21 protein-coding genes are annotated in these 19,402 nt (G+C 33.0%); 9 read left to right on the top strand and 12 right to left on the bottom strand.

Annotated features, from left to right (window positions below):
• The 5 genes from SCB73_RS15290 to SCB73_RS15310 form a co-directional block, all read right to left on the bottom strand.
• Window positions 1-1,362, bottom strand: a complete 1,362-nt coding sequence (locus tag SCB73_RS15290; protein ID WP_320567069.1) for an exonuclease domain-containing protein — start codon at window positions 1,360-1,362, stop codon at window positions 1-3.
• A gap of 62 nt (window positions 1,363-1,424) precedes the next feature.
• Window positions 1,425-2,084: a YggS family pyridoxal phosphate-dependent enzyme gene (locus SCB73_RS15295; protein WP_320567070.1), complete on the bottom strand. Its 660-nt coding sequence runs from the start codon at window positions 2,082-2,084 to the stop codon at window positions 1,425-1,427.
• Window positions 2,075-2,605, bottom strand: a complete 531-nt coding sequence (locus SCB73_RS15300; RefSeq protein WP_320567071.1) for a hypothetical protein — start codon at window positions 2,603-2,605, stop codon at window positions 2,075-2,077. The genes SCB73_RS15295 and SCB73_RS15300 overlap by 10 nt, the downstream gene beginning before the upstream one ends.
• Before the next feature lie 41 nt (window positions 2,606-2,646).
• Complete coding sequence (locus SCB73_RS15305) at window positions 2,647-3,534, bottom strand: 3-hydroxyacyl-CoA dehydrogenase family protein (protein ID WP_320567072.1); 888 nt, start codon at window positions 3,532-3,534, stop codon at window positions 2,647-2,649.
• Between the two features lie 91 nt (window positions 3,535-3,625).
• On the bottom strand, window positions 3,626-4,591 hold the full coding sequence (locus SCB73_RS15310) for a Gfo/Idh/MocA family protein (RefSeq protein WP_320567073.1): 966 nt from the start codon (window positions 4,589-4,591) through the stop codon (window positions 3,626-3,628).
• Between the two features lie 212 nt (window positions 4,592-4,803).
• Between SCB73_RS15310 and SCB73_RS15315 the strand changes: the two genes are divergently transcribed.
• Window positions 4,804-5,445: a protein-L-isoaspartate(D-aspartate) O-methyltransferase gene (locus tag SCB73_RS15315; protein ID WP_320567074.1), complete on the top strand. Its 642-nt coding sequence runs from the start codon at window positions 4,804-4,806 to the stop codon at window positions 5,443-5,445.
• A gap of 29 nt (window positions 5,446-5,474) precedes the next feature.
• On the opposite strand, the gene SCB73_RS15320 is transcribed toward SCB73_RS15315, so the two are convergent.
• From SCB73_RS15320 to smpB, 3 genes are all read right to left on the bottom strand, one after another.
• Window positions 5,475-6,524, bottom strand: a complete 1,050-nt coding sequence (locus tag SCB73_RS15320) for a Fic family protein (protein ID WP_320567075.1) — start codon at window positions 6,522-6,524, stop codon at window positions 5,475-5,477.
• Between the two features lie 85 nt (window positions 6,525-6,609).
• Window positions 6,610-7,248, bottom strand: a complete 639-nt coding sequence (locus SCB73_RS15325) for a hypothetical protein (RefSeq protein ID WP_320567076.1) — start codon at window positions 7,246-7,248, stop codon at window positions 6,610-6,612.
• An 80-nt stretch (window positions 7,249-7,328) separates the two neighbouring features.
• Entirely contained in the window at window positions 7,329-7,784 is a 456-nt protein-coding gene (gene smpB, locus SCB73_RS15330; protein ID WP_026729458.1) for an SsrA-binding protein SmpB, read from the bottom strand.
• A 139-nt stretch (window positions 7,785-7,923) separates the two neighbouring features.
• Between smpB and SCB73_RS15335 the strand changes: the two genes are divergently transcribed.
• Both SCB73_RS15335 and SCB73_RS15340 read left to right on the top strand, forming a co-directional pair.
• Window positions 7,924-8,580 (top strand): hypothetical protein, encoded by a 657-nt coding sequence (locus tag SCB73_RS15335; protein WP_320567077.1) that lies wholly within the window; start codon window positions 7,924-7,926, stop codon window positions 8,578-8,580.
• A 103-nt stretch (window positions 8,581-8,683) separates the two neighbouring features.
• Window positions 8,684-8,908, top strand: coding sequence for a VF530 family protein (locus SCB73_RS15340; RefSeq protein WP_320567078.1), 225 nt, complete (start codon window positions 8,684-8,686; stop codon window positions 8,906-8,908).
• A 3-nt stretch (window positions 8,909-8,911) separates the two neighbouring features.
• On the opposite strand, the gene SCB73_RS15345 is transcribed toward SCB73_RS15340, so the two are convergent.
• From SCB73_RS15345 to SCB73_RS15355, 3 genes are all read right to left on the bottom strand, one after another.
• A complete protein-coding gene (locus tag SCB73_RS15345; protein ID WP_320567079.1) occupies window positions 8,912-9,472 on the bottom strand; it encodes a DUF3575 domain-containing protein in 561 nt (186 codons plus the stop codon).
• 132 nt (window positions 9,473-9,604) lie between these two features.
• The gene (locus SCB73_RS15350; RefSeq protein WP_320567080.1) at window positions 9,605-10,153 is read right to left on the bottom strand and encodes a GNAT family N-acetyltransferase; all 549 of its coding nucleotides are present in this window, start codon (window positions 10,151-10,153) and stop codon (window positions 9,605-9,607) included.
• A gap of 1 nt (window position 10,154) precedes the next feature.
• Window positions 10,155-11,006: an aldose 1-epimerase family protein gene (locus SCB73_RS15355; RefSeq protein WP_320567081.1), complete on the bottom strand. Its 852-nt coding sequence runs from the start codon at window positions 11,004-11,006 to the stop codon at window positions 10,155-10,157.
• Between the two features lie 186 nt (window positions 11,007-11,192).
• Here SCB73_RS15355 and SCB73_RS15360 point away from each other — a divergent pair, with 186 nt between their 5' ends.
• A complete protein-coding gene (locus SCB73_RS15360; protein ID WP_320567082.1) occupies window positions 11,193-13,460 on the top strand; it encodes a M1 family metallopeptidase in 2,268 nt (755 codons plus the stop codon).
• 102 nt (window positions 13,461-13,562) lie between these two features.
• Here SCB73_RS15360 and SCB73_RS15365 read toward each other — a convergent pair whose 3' ends face one another.
• Window positions 13,563-13,730, bottom strand: coding sequence for a hypothetical protein (locus tag SCB73_RS15365; RefSeq protein ID WP_157498507.1), 168 nt, complete (start codon window positions 13,728-13,730; stop codon window positions 13,563-13,565).
• Window positions 13,731-13,932: 202 nt separating this feature from the next.
• Here SCB73_RS15365 and SCB73_RS15370 point away from each other — a divergent pair, with 202 nt between their 5' ends.
• The 5 genes from SCB73_RS15370 (at window position 13,933) to SCB73_RS15390 (ending at window position 19,290) form a co-directional block, all read left to right on the top strand.
• Window positions 13,933-14,580: a GNAT family N-acetyltransferase gene (locus SCB73_RS15370; protein ID WP_320567083.1), complete on the top strand. Its 648-nt coding sequence runs from the start codon at window positions 13,933-13,935 to the stop codon at window positions 14,578-14,580.
• Window positions 14,581-14,635: 55 nt separating this feature from the next.
• Window positions 14,636-15,829, top strand: coding sequence for an argininosuccinate synthase (locus SCB73_RS15375; RefSeq protein WP_320567084.1), 1,194 nt, complete (start codon window positions 14,636-14,638; stop codon window positions 15,827-15,829).
• Window positions 15,822-16,799 carry an N-acetyl-gamma-glutamyl-phosphate reductase gene (gene argC / locus SCB73_RS15380; protein WP_320567085.1) on the top strand — a complete coding sequence of 326 codons (978 nt, stop codon included), beginning with the start codon at window positions 15,822-15,824 and terminating at the stop codon, window positions 16,797-16,799. Before SCB73_RS15375 ends, argC begins: the two co-directional genes overlap by 8 nt.
• Window positions 16,800-16,880: 81 nt before the next feature.
• A complete protein-coding gene (locus SCB73_RS15385; RefSeq protein ID WP_320567086.1) occupies window positions 16,881-18,014 on the top strand; it encodes an aspartate aminotransferase family protein in 1,134 nt (377 codons plus the stop codon).
• Between the two features lie 82 nt (window positions 18,015-18,096).
• On the top strand, window positions 18,097-19,290 hold the full coding sequence (locus tag SCB73_RS15390) for a glutamate-5-semialdehyde dehydrogenase (RefSeq protein ID WP_320567087.1): 1,194 nt from the start codon (window positions 18,097-18,099) through the stop codon (window positions 19,288-19,290).
• The last annotated feature ends 112 nt before the right edge of the window (window positions 19,291-19,402 follow it).

Raw genomic sequence — 19,402 nt, forward strand, 5'->3', positions numbered from 1 at the left:
TTAAAAATGTAAGATTTTTATTGATTTACTTTTGCGAAGATAACTTTGAATTATATTTTTTACATCACGATTGTGTTGCATTGGAATCAATATGTTTTTTAAAATTTCGATGTTAGAAATTTGATAATTAAGATCGTAATAAGCGTATCCTTTGTAGATTCCGTTTTCGATCAAAATAGCACTTCTTTCATTTACATTTCTCCCGCGGTCAATTAAAATCATGCTTTTGTTCTCGAAACTGTTTTCTGAAATAAATTGATGTACTCTTAAATTGTAAACTTCGGGTGTAATTTCGCCAATGCACGCGCCATCACATTCTTTGATTTTGTATTGAAAACATTCCTTTTTAGTGATGTACAAACCTGTTAATTTTTGACATAAATGATATTTTGAGGTATATCTAAAAAGTGCATTTTTGCCTTCCTGCAAACTAGCATAAGATGTAATTTCCTTTTTTCGTCCATCTGCTTTTTCAAGTTTTAGGTTAAGATACCCGTTTGCATCTTTTTCAGCATAAAGTGCATATTGAAAAATTGTTTTTCGTTGTGCACGGTTGTATCTCGGTCTGTTTACTTTTATTTCTTCGCTTTCTTTTAAAAGAGCAATTAATTCGCTTCCGGTTTCGTCATAGGTAATGGTGAAAACTTCGGCTTGAATTTTTTTACTTTTGGTTGTTACTCCCGTGAAATGTTGATTGATTCTCTTTTTAATATTTTGGCTTTTGCCAATATAAATCAAAGTGCCACTTTCGTTATAGATGTAGTAAACACCAGTTTTAGTTGGCATTTGGCTTAAAAGATCGAGAAATTTTGGCGCAATTCCTTTTTCTATTTCTAATTTTATAAAATCTTTGACGATTGTTTTTTCTATGTCTTTTTCTAGAAGCATTTTGAACAACTTGGTCGTTGCCATTGCATCTCCGCTGGCGCGATGTCTGTCTGCCATTGGAATTCCGAGCGCGCGCACCAATTTTCCTAGACTATATGAAGGTTGTTCTGGAATTAATTTTTTAGCTAATTCTACTGTGCAAAGTGTTTTGGCTTCAAAATCATAGCCTAAACGACGAAATTCTGTTCGAAGGATTCTGTAATCAAAAGAAGCGTTGTGAGCAACGATCACACAGTCTGAAGTGATTTCAATAATTCGTTTGGCAACTTCATAGAACTTTGGCGCAGACTGCAGCATAGCGTTATTGATTCCGGTCAGTTTTACTACAAAAGGCTGAATCGGAATTTCAGGATTTACAAGACTTATGAATTGATCAACTACTTCATGCCCGTCAAATTTGTAGATGGCGATTTCAGTAATTCCTTCTTCATTAAATTGTCCTCCAGTGGTTTCTATGTCTAATATCGCGTACAAATTCAGTAATCAGTGTTCAATTTTTAGTATTCAGTAAATCTACAATCTTTAATCTACAATTATTATCTTCCTCCAAAAATGCTGCTTCCAATTCTTACCATTGTGCTTCCGCATTCTATTGCCAATTGATAATCTCCAGACATTCCCATTGATATCGTGTTCAGATTGCAGTTTTCTGTTTGCAGATCTTTTATCGAATCAAAAATGTTTTTTAAATGGGTAAATTCTTTTTTAATCTGGTTTTGGTCTTCGGTGAAGGTTGCCATTCCCATTAAACCTAATATACGAATATTTTTCAACTCTTTAAACTCCGAAGAAGTTAAAAGTTCATTTAATTCATTTTCGTCTAAACCAAATTTAGATTCTTCTTCAGCAATATAAATCTGAAGAAGACAATCTATTGTTCTATTATTTTTTAAAGCTTGTTTATTGATTTCTTGCAATAATTTCAAACTGTCAACGCCGTGAATCAAAGTGACATACGGCGCCATAAATTTGACTTTATTCGACTGAACGTGACCAATCATATGCCATTGGATATCTTTTGGCATTTGTTCCCATTTCTCCGTCATTTCCTGAATTTTGTTTTCTCCAAAAATGCGTTGGCCAGCTTCATAAGCCTGCATCAAATCGGATACAGGTTTGGTTTTTGAAACGGCAACTAGAGTTACGTGTTCAGGTAAAGTTGATTTGATTGTATTTAAGTTTGAGGCTATTGACATTTTTCTATTTTTTCATGGATTCTCATTATATATAACCTTTCGTCAATTATAATTTTTTCTCCTTTGTACTTTTTAAATTCATTAAATATTTCAATTATTTGCTCATCAGAAAATGTTTGAAATGAATTTATGTTGTATTTGTTTTTTTTGTTTTTTAAGTTTATATAAAAAGTAACTCCAGATAAGCCTGATCGAGAGGCATTACCCTTAACTTCAATTCTTGTTCCTTTTAATGGAATTGACTTTTCCCATTTATTATTGAATACTTCACCTTCTAAAATCACCTTATTTTCATCAATAGTGACCACATTAATAATACTTTTAAATGTGTTTACGGCTAATGCAATGCATAAGATTAAAAGAGCAAATTCAAGAAAGTATGCATAATATTTTAGATTTTCGTCTTTAAAAAAATGAGAAAGTATAAATGAGTAAAATATAAATACAAATAAAAATGCGAAGGTTTTTTCGCTAAAAATTCGAGCTTTTAAATTTTTATATTCTCCTTCAAATGTAATCATATATTAGACGAAAAGTATTCTTACTTTAGGAAATGGAAATGCTAAATAAACTGTTTCGAGATTTTCTCTGCCTTTTTGCTTTCGCTATAATCATAAAAACCTTCACCAGATTTTACTCCCAATTTTCCAGCTCTAACCATATTTACTAATAATGGGCAAGGGGCATATTTAGGATTTTTGAATCCGTCGTACATTACGTTTAAAATGGCAAGACAAACGTCAAGACCAATGAAATCAGCTAATTGTAATGGTCCCATTGGATGTCCCATTCCTAATTTCATTACCGTGTCAATTTCGTAAACTCCAGCAACACCATTGTATAAGGTTTCAATTGCTTCGTTTAACATTGGCATTAAAATTCTGTTTGCCACAAAACCTGGATAATCATTTACTTCTACAGGAACTTTACCCAATTTTTCAGATAAATTCATGATGATTTTAGTTACTTCATCGCTTGTGTTGTATCCGCGGATTATTTCAACCAATTTCATAATCGGCACCGGATTCATAAAGTGCATACCAATAACACGTTCAGGATGTGCCACAACAGCTCCAATTTGAGTAATCGAAATTGAAGAAGTATTGGTTGCTAGAATCGTGTTATGAGAACAATATTCGTTTAATTGTTTGAAGATGTTCAGTTTTAATTCAACATTCTCTGTTGCAGCTTCAACAACTAAATCAACGCCAACAACTCCATCTTTAATATCAGTATAAGTAATAATATTGGTGATGGTTTTAGCAACGTCTTCTTGCGTGATGGTTCCTTTAGATAACATTCTATCTAAGTTGGCAGCAATTGTTGCCATTCCTTTATCTAATGATTTTTCAGAAACATCAATTAATTTTACGGTAAATCCGCTTTGTGCAAAAGTATGAGCAATTCCGTTACCCATTGTTCCTGCTCCAATTACAGCTATTGTTTTCATTTTATGCTAGGTGTTTTTTTATGATTTAGCCACGAATTCATCAAATAATTCGTGAATTCGTGGCTATTTATTTTGATTTACTTTTTTTAAACTATTTATTGAAACAATCAATAATTTGATAAGCCACGCGTAATGCGTCTGTTGCCTGCTCAAGTGTTACAACTGGAGTTGTGTTGTTATTAATAGCGTCTGCAAACGAATTTAATTCATCCAAAATTGCATTATTGTGCTCTACATCAGGATTGGTGAAATAGATTTGTTTTTTTACGCCTTCAGCATTTTGAAGAATCATATCAAAATCTCCAGGAACTTCTGGTGCGTCTTTCATACGAACCACTTCGCATTTTTTCTCCAAAAAGTCAACAGAAATATAAGCGTCTTTTTGAAAGAAACGTGATTTACGCATGTTTTTCATCGAAATTCTGCTTGCCGTTAAATTGGCAACACAGCCATTTTCAAATTCAATTCTGGCATTGGCAATATCAGGAGTATCACTAATTACAGATACACCGCTAGCGTGAATATCTTTTACTTTTGATTTCACAACGCTCAAAATAGCGTCAATATCATGAATCATCAAATCTAAAACTACAGGCACATCTGTACCACGCGGATTAAATTCTGCCAAACGATGTGTTTCGATAAACATCGGGTTCTCGATCATGTTTTTTGTAGCAATAAACGCAGGATTAAAGCGCTCTACATGGCCAACTTGCCCTTTTACATTGTATTCTTTGGCCAAAGCAATGATTTCTTCAGCTTCTTCTACAGTGTTGGCAATTGGTTTTTCAATAAAAATATGTTTTCCAGATTTGATTGCAACTTTAGCACATTTATAGTGTGAAAGTGTTGGAGTAACAATATCAATCACGTCGACAGCGTGAATGAGTTTTGCAATTGTGCTGAAGTTTTTATAGCCAAACTCTTTTGAGATTCTTTCGGCATTTTCTTGATTTTCGTCGTAAAATCCAACTAATTCGTATTTGTCAGATTGTTGTAATAAGCGTAAATGTATTTTACCAAGATGACCAGCACCTAAAACTCCTACTTTTAACATGAGAATGTATTTTAAACAAAAATATAATTTATTTGTTGAAAGTGAAAATGAATTCATCTAATTGTGAGTTATGAATTGTGAATTGTAAATTATATGTTGCAGCTTTTGACTTTCGGCTTTTGACTTTCGACTTTATAAAATTTATTATTTAAAAATCAATATTTGAAATCCTGTTTTGTTTCTTATTTTTGCGAAAATAAAACCTACCCATTTTGAAAGACACTGCCAAACATCAAGGACTTCGTAATCAATTAGTAAGCACTTTAGAACAAAAAGGAATTACTGACAGAGCAGTTTTGGATGCGATAAAAAAAATCCCGAGACACCTTTTTTTGAATTCAAGTTTTGAAGATTTCGCTTATCAAGACAAAGCATTTCCGATTGGTGCAGGACAAACCATTTCGCAACCTTATACAGTAGCTTTTCAGTCGCAATTGCTTGAAGTTAAAAAGGATCATAAAGTTTTAGAAATAGGAACAGGTTCTGGTTACCAGACAGCTGTTTTGTTTATGCTTGGCGCTAAAGTATATACAGTTGAAAGACAAAGTGAATTATTTAAAACAACATCTAATTTATTTCCAAAATTAAACATTCGCCCAAAACACGTTACTTTTGGAGACGGCTATAAAGGATTGCCAAATTTTGCACCTTTTGACAGTATCATAGTTACAGCAGGTGCGCCTTTTATTCCGCAGCCATTAATGGCACAATTAAAAATAGGAGGAAGGTTGGTAATTCCGTTAGGAGAAGATGTTCAAATTATGACTTTATTGATAAGAAAGAACGAAACGCAATTTGAAAAACATGAGTTTGGAGAATTTCGATTTGTTCCTTTGCTAGAAGATAAAAATTAAATAAAAAGCCCGTTTTAAAATGGGCTTTTTTATTGCGTAAGAATTGAAATATATCTTTCCAGACTTTCTTTTTCTTTTTGAGCGATAAACAGAAAAAAATCTTCTTTATCTTTTTTGGTTTGAGCAGTTTCTAAAGACTGGTAATATTGCATTCGAGTTTCGTAATCACCTTTAATATTAGCAATAGGATAACCTCTTTGCATCAGAATTAAATTCATTATCAATCTTGAAGTTCTTCCGTTTCCATCAATAAAAGGGTGAATTGTAACTAATCTTTCATGCATTTCGGCTGCTAAAATAATTGGGTGCAACTTGTTTTTATTGATTTCATACCAAGTGAAATATTTTTCCATTTCTTGTGGAACCATCAACGGCTGTGGAGGCATATGTGTGCTTTCCTGTATCATAATTTGAACTTTTCTGTAGCGTCCAGCATCTTCTGGAATTATTCCACGAAGAATTAAATTATGAATAGATAATAGGTCTCGCTCGTTTAACGAATTATTTTTACTCATTAATTCTTTTATGAAACCAATAGCTTCCTGATGATTAATGGCTTCAAGATGTTCGCGCATGCTTTTTCCAGAAATTGTTAAGCCTTCATTGATAACCATATCAGTTTCACGAAGTGTCATGGTGTTTCCTTCGATTCTGTTGCTTTCAAAAGTGTATTCTAGTTCTAGTGCTTGTTTTACTTTAAAGCTATCATTCTGGCGATAAGAATCTAGTTTTTCTTTTAAAATATCAATTTCTTTTAGGATTTTCTCTAAAGAAGTAGATAGCTTAAGATTTGAAACCGTTTTGTTGTATTTGATTTCGTCTTCGGCAACTTTTAATGCTTTTAGAGCAAGATCATCATCGCCAATTTCATAAAGAATCTTCTCTTTAAGCCATGCAATCATTAAGGTTTCGTAATCAATTTCTAAAAGTTGAGACAGCTTAATAACTTGATCTTTGGTTGGTTTTCTCGTTCCAGATTCAAATTTGCTAATTAAGGCTTGATCAATTCCCGAAAGTTGCGCTAGTTCACGTGTTTTTAAACCTTTTTGTTCTCGGGCATTTTTTAAAAGCGATTTCATTTTATGAAACATTTAGTCTTGACAAATTTAGTCAATTTTTAGGGTGAAATAAAAGCAGCATTTTCAAATACTGCTTTTTAATATCTTATTTTGGAGGAAGCGAGCCGTCTTTTCTCATTTCTTTTACAACAGCTTGCATAATCGCATCTATAGTTTGGCCTAAATCTGTTGCATATTGTGATTCGGTAGTTCCGGTCCAAATTAATTTGTTTTGTTTTAATGAAAAAATATTGGTTTCAACCAGATAAGAAGTCGTTTCTTGGTAGTATCCGGGATCGTAGAAATTTGGCGAGTACATTCCATACCAATTACCAAAACCATATCCATAAACTCCCGTGTACATTCCGTCAAATCCTCCGTAATACATTCCTGTATAAGTCCCTGGAACATAATTAACTTCTTTTTCTTTACTAACTAAACGCATTGTAACAACTCCATCAAAATTTTCATCTTGCAATATTTTTAATTTTTGCTCCTTTGTTAATTCTGAAGTTGCATTTAAATATTGATATGAAGTTTTGAATACAGGATTTGTTGATGCAATTCTATTTTCAGTAATTCTTCTGGAAGCTTCATCTTTGACCAAAGCAACGACTAAAACTTTTTTGAATTGCTCCTGTGTAACGGTTACATCTGGGTCTCTCCAGCTATTTACGATAGAAGTATTGCTGCCACAACCTGAGAGAGACAGCACGGCGGTTAACATAAGTAGATACTTTTTCATATTTTACGGTTATATTGTTTGTAGTAAAAATAACGATAAAATATTTATAAAAGCATCATTTTGAGAAAATTAAAGAAGCATTAGTTGTATGCTTTTTTGATTCTGTCTAAATCGCGTTTTGTGTCTTGTTCTTTTAGAGATTCACGTTTGTCGTAATTTTTCTTTCCTTTACAAAGACCGATTTGCAGTTTTGCTAATCCTTTTTCGTTTGTAAATAATTTCAACGGAACAATTGTAAGTCCCTTTGCTTGAACACTTTTATGAAGCGTTTTTAGTTCTTTTTTATTTAGAAGTAATTTTCGTTCACTTCTTGATTTGTGATTGAACTGATTACCAAAAGAATATTCTTCGATATAAGTATTGATGGCAAAAAGTTCCATGCCACTGAATTCGCAAAAACTCTCTGTAATATTTGCTTTTCCTAAGCGTATTGATTTGATTTCAGTACCTGCCAAAACAATTCCGGCAGTATATGTATCGATTATTTCATAATCAAATCGGGCTCTTTTGTTTAGTATGTTAACTGATTTTATCATAACGCAAATGTAAAACAAAATTGAAAAATTTTGATGCGATATGATATAATTAAAAGTTTTTTTTTAATCTATGATTTTAATCAGTATTTAAGAAAAAGCTTACAGTTAAGTTTGTTCAATAATTTAAAACAAACTTAAAATGAAAAAGATTTTCACCTTAGTTAGTATTGCATTTATTGGATTTATGGCTCATGCTCAAGATTCAAGTCAAGGTCTAAAAGGGGCTTGGTTTGCAACTTCTCAATTTGGTTATCAACAAACTAAAAGTGGAGAGGTTAAAGGAACAAATATATCGGTGTTGCCAATAGTTGGTACATTTGTTACACCATCTGTAGCAGTAGGTGCTGGAATTGGTTACATTAACATTAAATCAGATGGTTATGTAGTTGGTAGTACAGATGTTAGAACACTTGCCAATACAGACTTGATTGTTATTCAGCCATTGGCTAGAAAATACTGGAACGTAGCAGGTTCTTTATATTTCTTCGGACAAGCTGCAGTACCTGTGATTACAGGAAAAGAAAAAGAAAGCAATTTAAAAGTAAATCAAGTTGGAGTGTCTGTATCAGGAGGTTTTGATTATTTTGTAACTAAGAATTTCTCTGTAGAGTTTTCTTATGATTTAGTAAACTTTACTTCTACAACACTAAAACCAGAAAATGGAGAGAAAACAACTGTTACAAATTTTGGATTAGCTCATGTTGCGAATGTTGATTCTTATTACAATTCTAAATTGGGCGGTAGTGCTCCAAACTTAACAACTCCAATTTCTGTAGGATTCAAATTTATATTCTAATTTGTTTTTATTTATTAACGTGAAATTCTTTTAGTAATTTTACAAAGAAAAAGACCGTACTTTTTAGAGTACGGTCTTTTTGATATAATTTAAAAAGCATAAAATGGAAAACAAATCAAATGATCCTTTACACGGAATTACACTTCAAAAAATTGTCGAAACTTTAGTCGATTATTATGGTTTTGATACTTTAGGCGAATTAATTCCAATAAAATGTTTTAATTCAAATCCGAGTGTAAAATCATCACTTACTTTTTTAAGAAAAACAGATTGGGCTCGTAAAAAAGTTGAAGATCTTTATATTAAAACACTTCCTAAATTAAGCTGATTTTTATAATTTATATGAAATCATAACACCGCCACGGTACGGCATCCATTCTCCGCTTTTATTGTAATCTGTCGCTTTATCCATAGGATATCTGCCAGGTGTCCCGTCATTGTAATGACCTTTATAAAATCCTTGATGCCATCCACCGCCTGCAAAAATATCTAATAAAAACTTATCACTTAGTTTGATATTGTAACCAACTGTAACACCTAAACGATATCCGAAGCCATCTTCGTACATATTGGTGTCCCAATAATTCCATTTTTGAATTTTGTAAATATCTGGGCCAGCATGTGCTCCAACATAAAATCCATCATATTTTTCTTTGAAGTGGTATCGAACTTCAGGAGTGAAAGTATAAAATTCCATCGGATTATGTCCATTGAACGATTTCCAAAAAGACGCCATAACATCAAAACTGAAAGTCGTTTTTTCTCCAATGCTGGTCTCTATACCAACATTTGGAACAGCTAAAAGTGCTGTTGCACCGTTAAATTTGATAAAAGTCTGACTTTGAGATTGAACAGAAAAGAAGATAATGGCTAATAAAAATATTTTTTTCATAAAGATGTTTTTAGAGCGAAATAGTATTAAAGTGGCTTATTTCGCGTGCAAATATAAGATATAAACGTTTTTTTATGATTTATAATATTTGTTTTTAACAATATTATTTTTTTGTCAGAAACTGTTGAAATCCTATTTATTTAGTAATGAGTAGATTACTTTGTCTAAAAAACGACCTTCATAAAACTCTGATTCTTTTAAATGAGCTTCTTTAACAAATCCGCATTTTTCCAATACTTTTTCAGACGCTATATTTTCAGGATCGATAACTGCTTCTATAGAGTGCAATTTCATATCGTTAAATCCATAAGTTATTAATCGATTTACGGCTTCAGGAATGATTCCTTTTCCATGAAATTCGGGCAATAGCATATAACCAATTTCGGCACGGTAATTTTCAGGTTGCATTCTATAATAACCAATAATACCTAAAAGCTTTGAATTGCCTTTTAAGGTAATTCCCCAGTTGATGCCAATATTTGTGTCAATCTTTTCATCAATCATGGCAATGTGAGCCAAAGCATCTTCATTGTTTTTTACCAATGGACGCGGAATATATTTCATGGTTTCGGGATTTGAGCGTAACTCAAAAACTTCAGTGACATCGTCGTTTGTAATTCTTCTTAAAAGTAAACGTTCTGTTTCTATTGTTGGAAACGGATAAAAATTAAAATCTAGCATTTTACAAAATTTTTATACTGAACTGAGAATGAAAAGTCTGGTCTGTTTCTAAAATAATAACACCTTCTTTTTCAAATAAATTTCCAGAATTGGTTGCTGTGTCTGAATACCCAAACCAAGGTTCAATACAAACAAAAGGTGCTTGGTCTTTAGTCCAAATTCCTAAACTAGGAAAATCTTCAAAATCAACTTGAACATAAGGCTTTGAATTTTCAAGGATTGTCAATGAATTTGATTCTAGTGTTTTAAAAACAAGGGCATCATTTTCAAAAAGTTTATAATTTAAAGGAACTGTATGGTTTGTTGTCTTTAAAATTTCGGTTTTATTAGAAATTAAATCATTTTCTAAAAGGTTGAATTTCAGAGTTTCGTCTTTTTCGAATTTGAAAGCATAATTTTCAAAACTTTCCGGAAGTGCAATTGCGGGATGTGCACCAATTGAAAAAGGCATTCTTGTTTCTCCTTTATTAATTACAATATATTCTATTTTTAAAGAAGTGTTTTCTAACGTATAAATAAGTTGCAACTCAAATTCAAAAGGATATTTTTTTAAAGTTTCTGCGTTTGATTCTAAAGAGAAAACCACGCTGTTTCCCGTTTTTTCAATCAATTGAAATTCCATGTCTCTTGCAAAACCATGTCTTGGTAATTGGTATTCCTCTTGATCAATAGTATAGGTGTTGTTTTTTAAAGTCCCTACAATAGGAAATAAAATAGGCGAATGTTTGCCCCAAAAATCAGGATTTCCTTCCCAAATGAATTCTTTGCCTTGATTGTTTTTTAATGAAAATAATTCGGCTCCAGCATGTTTTATTGAAGCTGTTAATACTGAATTTGATATAGTTGTATTCAAAATAATAGAATTGTAAGAGTTAATTTTAATGCTGTTGTAAAGGTATTTGAATAAATTTTATTTTTTTAAGAAAATCGCTTAATTTATTTAATTGATAAAATTTTGCTAAAATTAAATTTAACCTTGGGTATTTCTCTGTAAATAGTATTTTTTTTCATTAATTTGCTACATAAACAGCTAAAAAATATGAAAAAGCAATCAGCAAAAGCCTTTTTAACCGCGGCTTTATTTTTTGGGATTTCTTCGTTATGGGCGCAGCAAACTACGCAGGCGACAACAACAAATCCAACAAACAATTACAATTATCATGATGCCTTTGCTCCGCATTTTTATACTAAAAACGGAACTTCGACACGTACTGCAAGTGGTCAGCCTGGTCCAGAATATTGGCAAAACAGAGCCGATTATCAGATTTCGGCAAAATTGAATGCAGTTACTAACGAAATTACAGGTACAGATGAAATAACTTATACAAACAATAGTCCTGACAAATTAGGTTTTCTTTGGCTGAATTTAGATCAGAATTTATTTAAAGATGATTCACGAGGAAATGCAGTTGTGCCATTGTCAGGAAGCCGTAATGGCGCTCAAGGTCAGGTTTTTGACGGAGGAAATAAGATTAAATCTGTAAAAATAATTTCAGGAGGCAAAACAAAGACTGAAACAGTTGCTAAATATATCATTACAGATACAAGAATGCAGATTTTTCTTCCGCAGGAATTAGCGGCAAAAGGAGCTTCTGTAAAAATCAAAATCGAATTCTCATTTATTGCACCTTTTGAAGGATCTGACAGAATGGGAGTTTTGGAAACTAAAAACGGAAAAATCTTTACAATTGCACAATGGTACCCGCGTATGTGTGTGTATGATGATGTGCGAGGATGGAATACAGCGCCATATTTAGGAGCTTCTGAGTTTTACTTGGAGTACGGAGATTTTGATGTAAAATTGACGGTTCCAGGAAATCAATATGTTGTGGCTTCTGGAGAATTAATTAATGGTGCAGAAGTTCTTTCGGCTGAACAATTAAAGCGTTACAAAGATGCTTCAAATAGTGACAAAACGGTTATGATTCGTACTGCAGATGAAGTTGCTGCAACTGTAAATACTAATGCAGGAACAGAGAAAACATGGCATTATAAAATCAAAAATGCACGTGATTTTTCTTGGGCGTCATCTTCGGCTTTTATTTTAGATGGAGCAAAAATCAACTTGCCAAGCGGTAAAAAAGCATTAGCATTGTCAGCATATCCTGTTGAAAGCAACGGAAATGATGCTTACGGTCGTTCAAGCGAATATGTAAAAGGTGCGATCGAACATTATTCAAAACAATGGTTTGAGTATCCTTATCCAGTAGCTACAAACGTAGCAGGAAATGAAGGCGGAATGGAATATCCTGGAATTGTTTTCTGTGGATGGAAGTCTAAGAAAGAGGATCTTTGGGGAGTAACAGACCACGAATTTGGGCACATTTGGTTTCCGATGATTGTGGGGTCAAACGAAAGATTATTTGCTTGGATGGATGAAGGATTCAATACTTTTATTAATTCGTTGAGCACCGCTGCTTTCAATAATGGAGAATATAAAGAAAAACCAACAGATTTGCATGAAGAAGCAGAATCTTTTACTCGTCCTGATTTAGAAACAATTATGAGTTCTCCTGATAATATGAAGGAGGCAAATATAGGTATGTTGTGTTATTTCAAGCCAAGCGCAGGATTGATTTTATTAAGAGAGCAAGTTTTAGGAAAAGAGCGTTTTGATACGGCTTTTAGAACTTATATTGAGCGTTGGGCTTATAAACATCCGCAGCCAGATGATTTCTTTAGATCAATGGAAAATGTTGCTGGTGAGGATTTAAGCTGGTTTTGGAGAAGCTGGTATGTAAACAACTGGCGTTTTGACCAAGGTATTAATTCTATTAAATATGTGAAAAACGATCCTGCAAAAGGTGTAATTATTACGGTAGAAAATTTTGAAAAAATGCCAATGCCGATTGTTTTGGATGTTAAAACAAAAAGCGGAAAAGTTACTCGAGTGAATTTGCCAGTAGAAATATGGCAACGTAACAATGACTGGTCTTTCAAACATAATTCAACTGAAGAAATTGAAAGCATTACTTTAGACCCAGATCATGCATTTCCTGATTTTAATGAGTCAAATAATGTTTGGACAGCGGGAAAAGGCAAGGTTGAGCAAGATGTGATTTTAGATGGTTATTTAGGAAATTATTCAACTTCTAAAGCGCCTATAAAAATTGAGTTCACAGAGAAAAACAGTGCTTTATATGCTGAGTTGACTAATTACCCGAAATTTTCTGTAAAAGCAGTAGCTGGAGAAAAAGATACATTTGAATCAAAAAGAGCAGGAGTGAAGTTTAAATTCAACGAAGCGAAAACAGCTGTTGACATGATTTTGTCTGATGGTAAAGCAATTCCGTTTACTAAGAATTAAAAAATATAACAGTTTTAAATTGTTTAAAACCCGATAGTTGTCAGCAACTATCGGGTTTTGCTTTTAAGGATATTAACAAAACACAAAAAAAATGTTAGAATTTTAATTTTTTGTTTTGTGAATAAAAAAAAGATGTACTTTTGCACCGATGAATAAAATAAGTTTACATATAACTTCTTTGTCACGGACAAACTCACCGATTACTTCTCCCGAAGTACGGACGCTATCTCTATAGTGTTCACTGAGTTTTATAGCCGTATATTTATTCATATCCATTTTTCATTTTGAAATCACATAATTTGTCCATTGGACAAACATATCCTAAAAGTATTTATTATTTTGTAAATTTTCTTGATCAAGTTTTTGATTTTGAGAGTGTTACTTCTATTTTGCTTAATTTTATTGGATTCAATTCTGGATTTCAAACGAATCAATATGCTTTAATTTTTAACTCTAACTTCAATTATTGAAAATGAAGATCTCTATTGTTGTTACCCAGGAAGAACACTTCAAATTCGCACAAGAAATTTGTGATACGATAGAATCATCTGCCTTGTTAAGAGGTACGGGGATTGCTAAAAGAACTCCTGAGTACATTCAGAAAAAAATGTCGAATGGTGATGCAATGATTGCTCTGGCCGATGGAAAATTTGCAGGTTTTTGTTATATCGAAAGCTGGGAACACGGAAAATTCGTGGCACATTCAGGATTAATAGTACATCCTGATTACAGAAGTTTAGGTTTGGCAAAAAAAATCAAATCAAAAGTTTTTGACTATTCTTTAAAAAGATATCCGGACGCTAAAATATTCGGAATTACAACTGGTTTAGCGGTTATGAAAATTAACTCTGAACTAGGTTATAAACCGGTCCCATTTTCAGAATTAACAACCGATCCAAGTTTTTGGGCAGGCTGTAAAACTTGTACAAACTTTGAAATTCTGCAAAGCAAACAGAACAAAATGTGTCTTTGTACTGGAATGTTGTATGACCCAAAAGAAAAACAAAAAACACCGCCAAAACACCCTTTTAACGAGGCTGTTTTAAGCAGACTTAAAAAAATTAAACAGGCTTTATTCTTAAACAAAATATTGTCATTTGTTTTTTTATTCAAAATTTAATCAAAAAGAAATCTCAAACTGCTACATACGAAAGTATTAGCCTAAATTATAAAAAATGAAAAAAGTAGTATTAGCTTATAGCGGAGGATTAGATACCTCGTATTGTTTGAAATATTTAAAAAATGAAAAAGGATACGAAGTTCACACTGTTCTTGTTGACACAGGAGGATTTTCTGCTGAAGAATTAACAGCTATTGAAAAAAGAGCTTACGAGTTAGGAAGTGCTCAACACGCCAACTTAACGATTTTAGATAAATATTACGATAAAGCTATAAAATATTTGATTTTCGGAAACGTATTAAAAAATAATACATATCCTTTATCAGTAAGTGCTGAACGTGTTTTTCAAGCAATTGAAGCTATAAAATACGCGAAAAAAGTTGGTGCAACTGCAATCGCTCACGGAAGTACTGGTGCAGGAAATGATCAAATTCGTTTTGATTTGATTTTCCAGACTATAGCTCCGGAAATCGAAATCATTACGCCAATTAGAGATTTAAAATTATCTAGACAAGAAGAAGTAGATTATTTGGCTCAAAATGGAGTTCACTATTCTTGGGAAAAAGCACAATATTCTATCAATAAAGGACTTTGGGGAACAAGCGTTGGAGGAAAAGAAACTTTGACTTCAAGCCAGCCATTGCCAAGTGAAGCTTATCCTTCTCAATTGCAAAAAGAAGGAGAGGAAAAAGTAACTCTTCATTTTGAACAAGGAGAATTAGTTGGTTTAAACGGAAAAACTGATAAACCTTCAAATAATATCGTAGGGCTGGAAAAACTGGCAAGTGCTTACGCAATTGGTAGAGATATTCACGTTGGTGATACGATTATCGGAATTAAAGGAAGAGTTGGTTTCGAAGCTGCTGCTCCGTTAATTATCATTAAAGCACACCATTTGTTAGAGAAACACACTCTTGGAAAATGGCAACAATATTGGAAAGAACAATTAGGAAACTGGTACGGAATGTTATTCCACGAAGGTCAGTTCTTAGATCCAGTTATGAGAAATATTGAAACTTTCTTGCAGGATACTCAAAAAACAGTAAATGGAACAGTAACAGTTTCATTAAAACCATATCATTTCTCACTTGACGGAATCGAATCTGAAAATGATTTGATGAACACAGGTTTCGGTCAGTACGGCGAAATGAACAATGCTTGGACATCTGACGATGCAAAAGGATTTATCAAGATTTTAGGAAATGCACAAAACATATTCTCATCTGTAAACAAATTAGATCATGATTAATGTCGGAATTATTGGTGGTTCGGGCTACACGGCCGGAGAACTCATCAGAATTTTAATGTATCATCCCAAAGTAAACATCGATTTTGTTTACAGTACAACAAACGCTGGAAAGCCTCTTTCTGTAGCACACCACGATTTGATGGGTGATATCGAAATGAATTTCACAGCCGAAATCAACCCAAATGTGAATGTTGTTTTCTTGTGTTTAGGTCACGGAAAATCGATTTCATTTTTGAAAGAAAATCAGTTTGCTAATCATACCAAAATCATCGATTTAGGAAATGATTTCAGATTGAACAAAGATGCGCATTTTGAAGGAAAAGATTTTGTTTACGGTTTGCCTGAAATCAATAAAGCCGAAATCAAAAAGACGAATTATATAGCGAATCCAGGTTGTTTTGCAACTGCTATTCAGTTGGCTTTATTGCCTTTAGCAAAACATAATTTGTTGAATAATGATGTTCATATTAATGCTACAACTGGAAGCACAGGAGCAGGAGTAAGTCTTTCAGAAACTTCTCATTTCAGCTGGAGAAACAATAATATGTCGCATTACAAAGCTTTTGAACACCAACATTTAGGAGAAATTTCAGAAAGTTTAGTTCAGTTGCAGGATGATTTTGACAGCGAATTGCTTTTTATTCCGAACAGAGGAGATTTCCCAAGAGGAATTTTTGCAACTTTATATACAGTTTGCGACGATAGTTTGGAACAATTAGTAGCAAAATACGAAGAGTTCTATAAAAACGAACCTTTTGTAACCGTTACCACAACAAACATCAATATGAAACAGGTGGTGCAAACGAATAAATGTATTATTAGTTTATTGAAAAAAGGAAACCGGGTTCTCATAACATCAATTATAGATAACTTAACCAAAGGTGCTTCAGGACAAGCAATTCAAAACATGAATTTAATGTTCGGATTAGAAGAAACCACAGGTTTACATTTGAAACCAAGCGGATTTTAGATTGTTGGTTAACCGTTTAATCGTTAATTCGGTTAATCGATTAAACAAATCAACGATTAAACAATTAAACAAAAAACAAAAATGAACTTATTCAACGTTTACCCATTATACGACATAACTCCAGTAAAAGCAGTAGATTGTACAATTATTGACGACAAAGGAGTAGAATATTTAGATTTATACAGCGGACATGGTGTGATTTCTATCGGACACACACAGCCGGATTATGTAGCAAAATTGAAGAATCAGATAGATAATTTAGGATTTTATTCTAATGCGATTCAGAATCCTTTGCAGGTAGAATTGGCTCAGAAATTAGGAAAACTTTCTGGTCTTGAAGATTACGAATTGTTTTTATGCAGTTCTGGAGCTGAAGCCAATGAAAATGCTTTAAAATTAGCTTCTTTCCATAACGGAAAATCAAGAGTTGTGGCTTTTCATAACTCTTTTCATGGAAGAACTTCTGCAGCAGTTGCCGTTACAGATAACAAGAAAATTGTTGCGCCAATCAATGCTCAGCAAGAAGTAACGTTTTTACCTCTAAACCAAATTGAATTAGTTGAAGCTGAATTGGCTAAAGGTGATGTTACAGCTGTAATTATCGAAGGAATTCAGGGAGTTGGAGGTTTAGATCAAGGAACAACTGAGTTTTTTCAGGCTTTAGAAAAAGCATGTAAAAAACATGATGTGGTTTTAATTTTAGATGAAGTACAATCTGGATACGGAAGAAGCGGGAAATTCTTTGCTTTCCAACATCACGGAATCAACGCCGATATTATTTCAGTTGCAAAAGGAATGGGGAACGGTTTTCCTGTTGGAGCGATCTTAATTTCTCCAAAATTTGAAGCAAGTTTCGGATTATTAGGAACAACTTTCGGAGGAAGTCACTTGTCTTGTGCAGCAGGAATTGCGGTTTTAGATGTAATTGAAAAATTGGATTTACAGAAAAATGTAAACGAAATTTATGAATACTTCTTAGAAAAAATCAAAGAAGTTCCGGGAATCAAACAAGTAAAAGGAAAAGGTTTAATGCTTGGAGTTGAATTTGATTTTGATGTTGCGGCTTTGAGAAAGAAATTAATCATCGAAAAACACATTTTTACAGGAAGTGCCAACAATAAAAATCTATTAAGAATTTTACCGCCTTTAACTGTGAAAAAATCAGATATTGATACGTTTGTAAAAGCTTTAAAAGAAAGTTTAGAAGAACTTTAATCGTTTAATCGTTAATTCGTTTAATCGATTAACCGGTTAAACGAATTAACGATTAAACCAACTAACCAATTAAACCAAAAAAATGAATCCATTATCAATTGAAAAACGCAATCTAGTTCTGCGGACTATGGCAAAGCTGGTCGAACAGGAGCGGAATCAGATAATCCTAACCAATCAGGAAGATCTTGCTGATTACGACGGCTCAGATTTAGCGATGGAAGAACGCTTAAAAGTAGATGATAAAAAAGTAGACGAAATGATTTTATCATTAAACCAATTAGCTTCTCAGGAAGATCCCGTTGGCGTTGAGCGTTTTCATTTTACTCATGATAATGGAATAAAGGTGGTGAACAAAACAGCTGCTTTCGGAACGATTTTAATTATTTATGAATCTCGCCCAGACGTTACAATCGAAGCGGGAGGAATCGCTTTTAAATCCGGAAATAAAATTTTATTAAAAGGCGGAAAAGAGTCTTTAAAATCAAACTTAAAAATCGTAAGCCTTTGGCATAAAGCTTTAGAAGAAAACGGAGTTTCGAAAGACTGGGTCGAATATCTGAATTATAACAGAACAGAAACTCAGGCTTTTCTAGAAAAACCAACTCAAAAAGTTGATTTAATAGTTCCAAGAGGTGGAGAGAAATTAATTGAGTTTGTAAAAGCGCATGCAACTTGTCCTGTAATTGTGAGCGGACGCGGAAATAATTTTGTTTACGTTCATGAAAAAGCGGACACAGACTTAGCTTTGAAGGTGATTTTAAATGCTAAAACTGCTAAAATATCGGCTTGTAATGCTCTAGATAAAGTTTTAATCGACTCGAAGCTTCCTAATTTTGAAGGTTTCACAGCAATGTTAATTGAAGCCTTAATTGAAGCAAAAGTTGAAGTTATTGTAGATCAATCTTTAGCAAATTTTGAAAATACCAAAACGTTACAAAACGAAGATATTTGGTACGAAGAATTTCTAGATTATAAAATTGTAATCGGAACAATCGATTCCCAAGAGCATGCCATTGATATGATTAATAAATACTGCGGAGGACATTCAGCAGCAATTATTACCAGAGATAACGAAGCAGCACAGCAGTTTATGGAATCAGTAGACGCAGCAGCAGTTTACCAAAATGCTTCAACCCGTTTCACAGACGGCGGACAATTTGGTCTTGGCGGAGAATTAGCAATAAGCACCGATAAATTACATCAAAGAGGACCAATTGGTTTACAGCATTTAGTAACCAACAAATGGTATGTTTACGGAGAAGGACAAATTAGGTAATTGAGATAATTTGAAAATTGAGGCAATTAGATATTCAATAATTAGAATTTTAGATTTGGTTTGCCATGAATTAAACTAATTCACACAAATTATTTTTTATTAAGATGCTGAA

The organism is Flavobacterium sp. KACC 22761, assembly GCF_034058155.1.
Taxonomy (GTDB): domain Bacteria; phylum Bacteroidota; class Bacteroidia; order Flavobacteriales; family Flavobacteriaceae; genus Flavobacterium.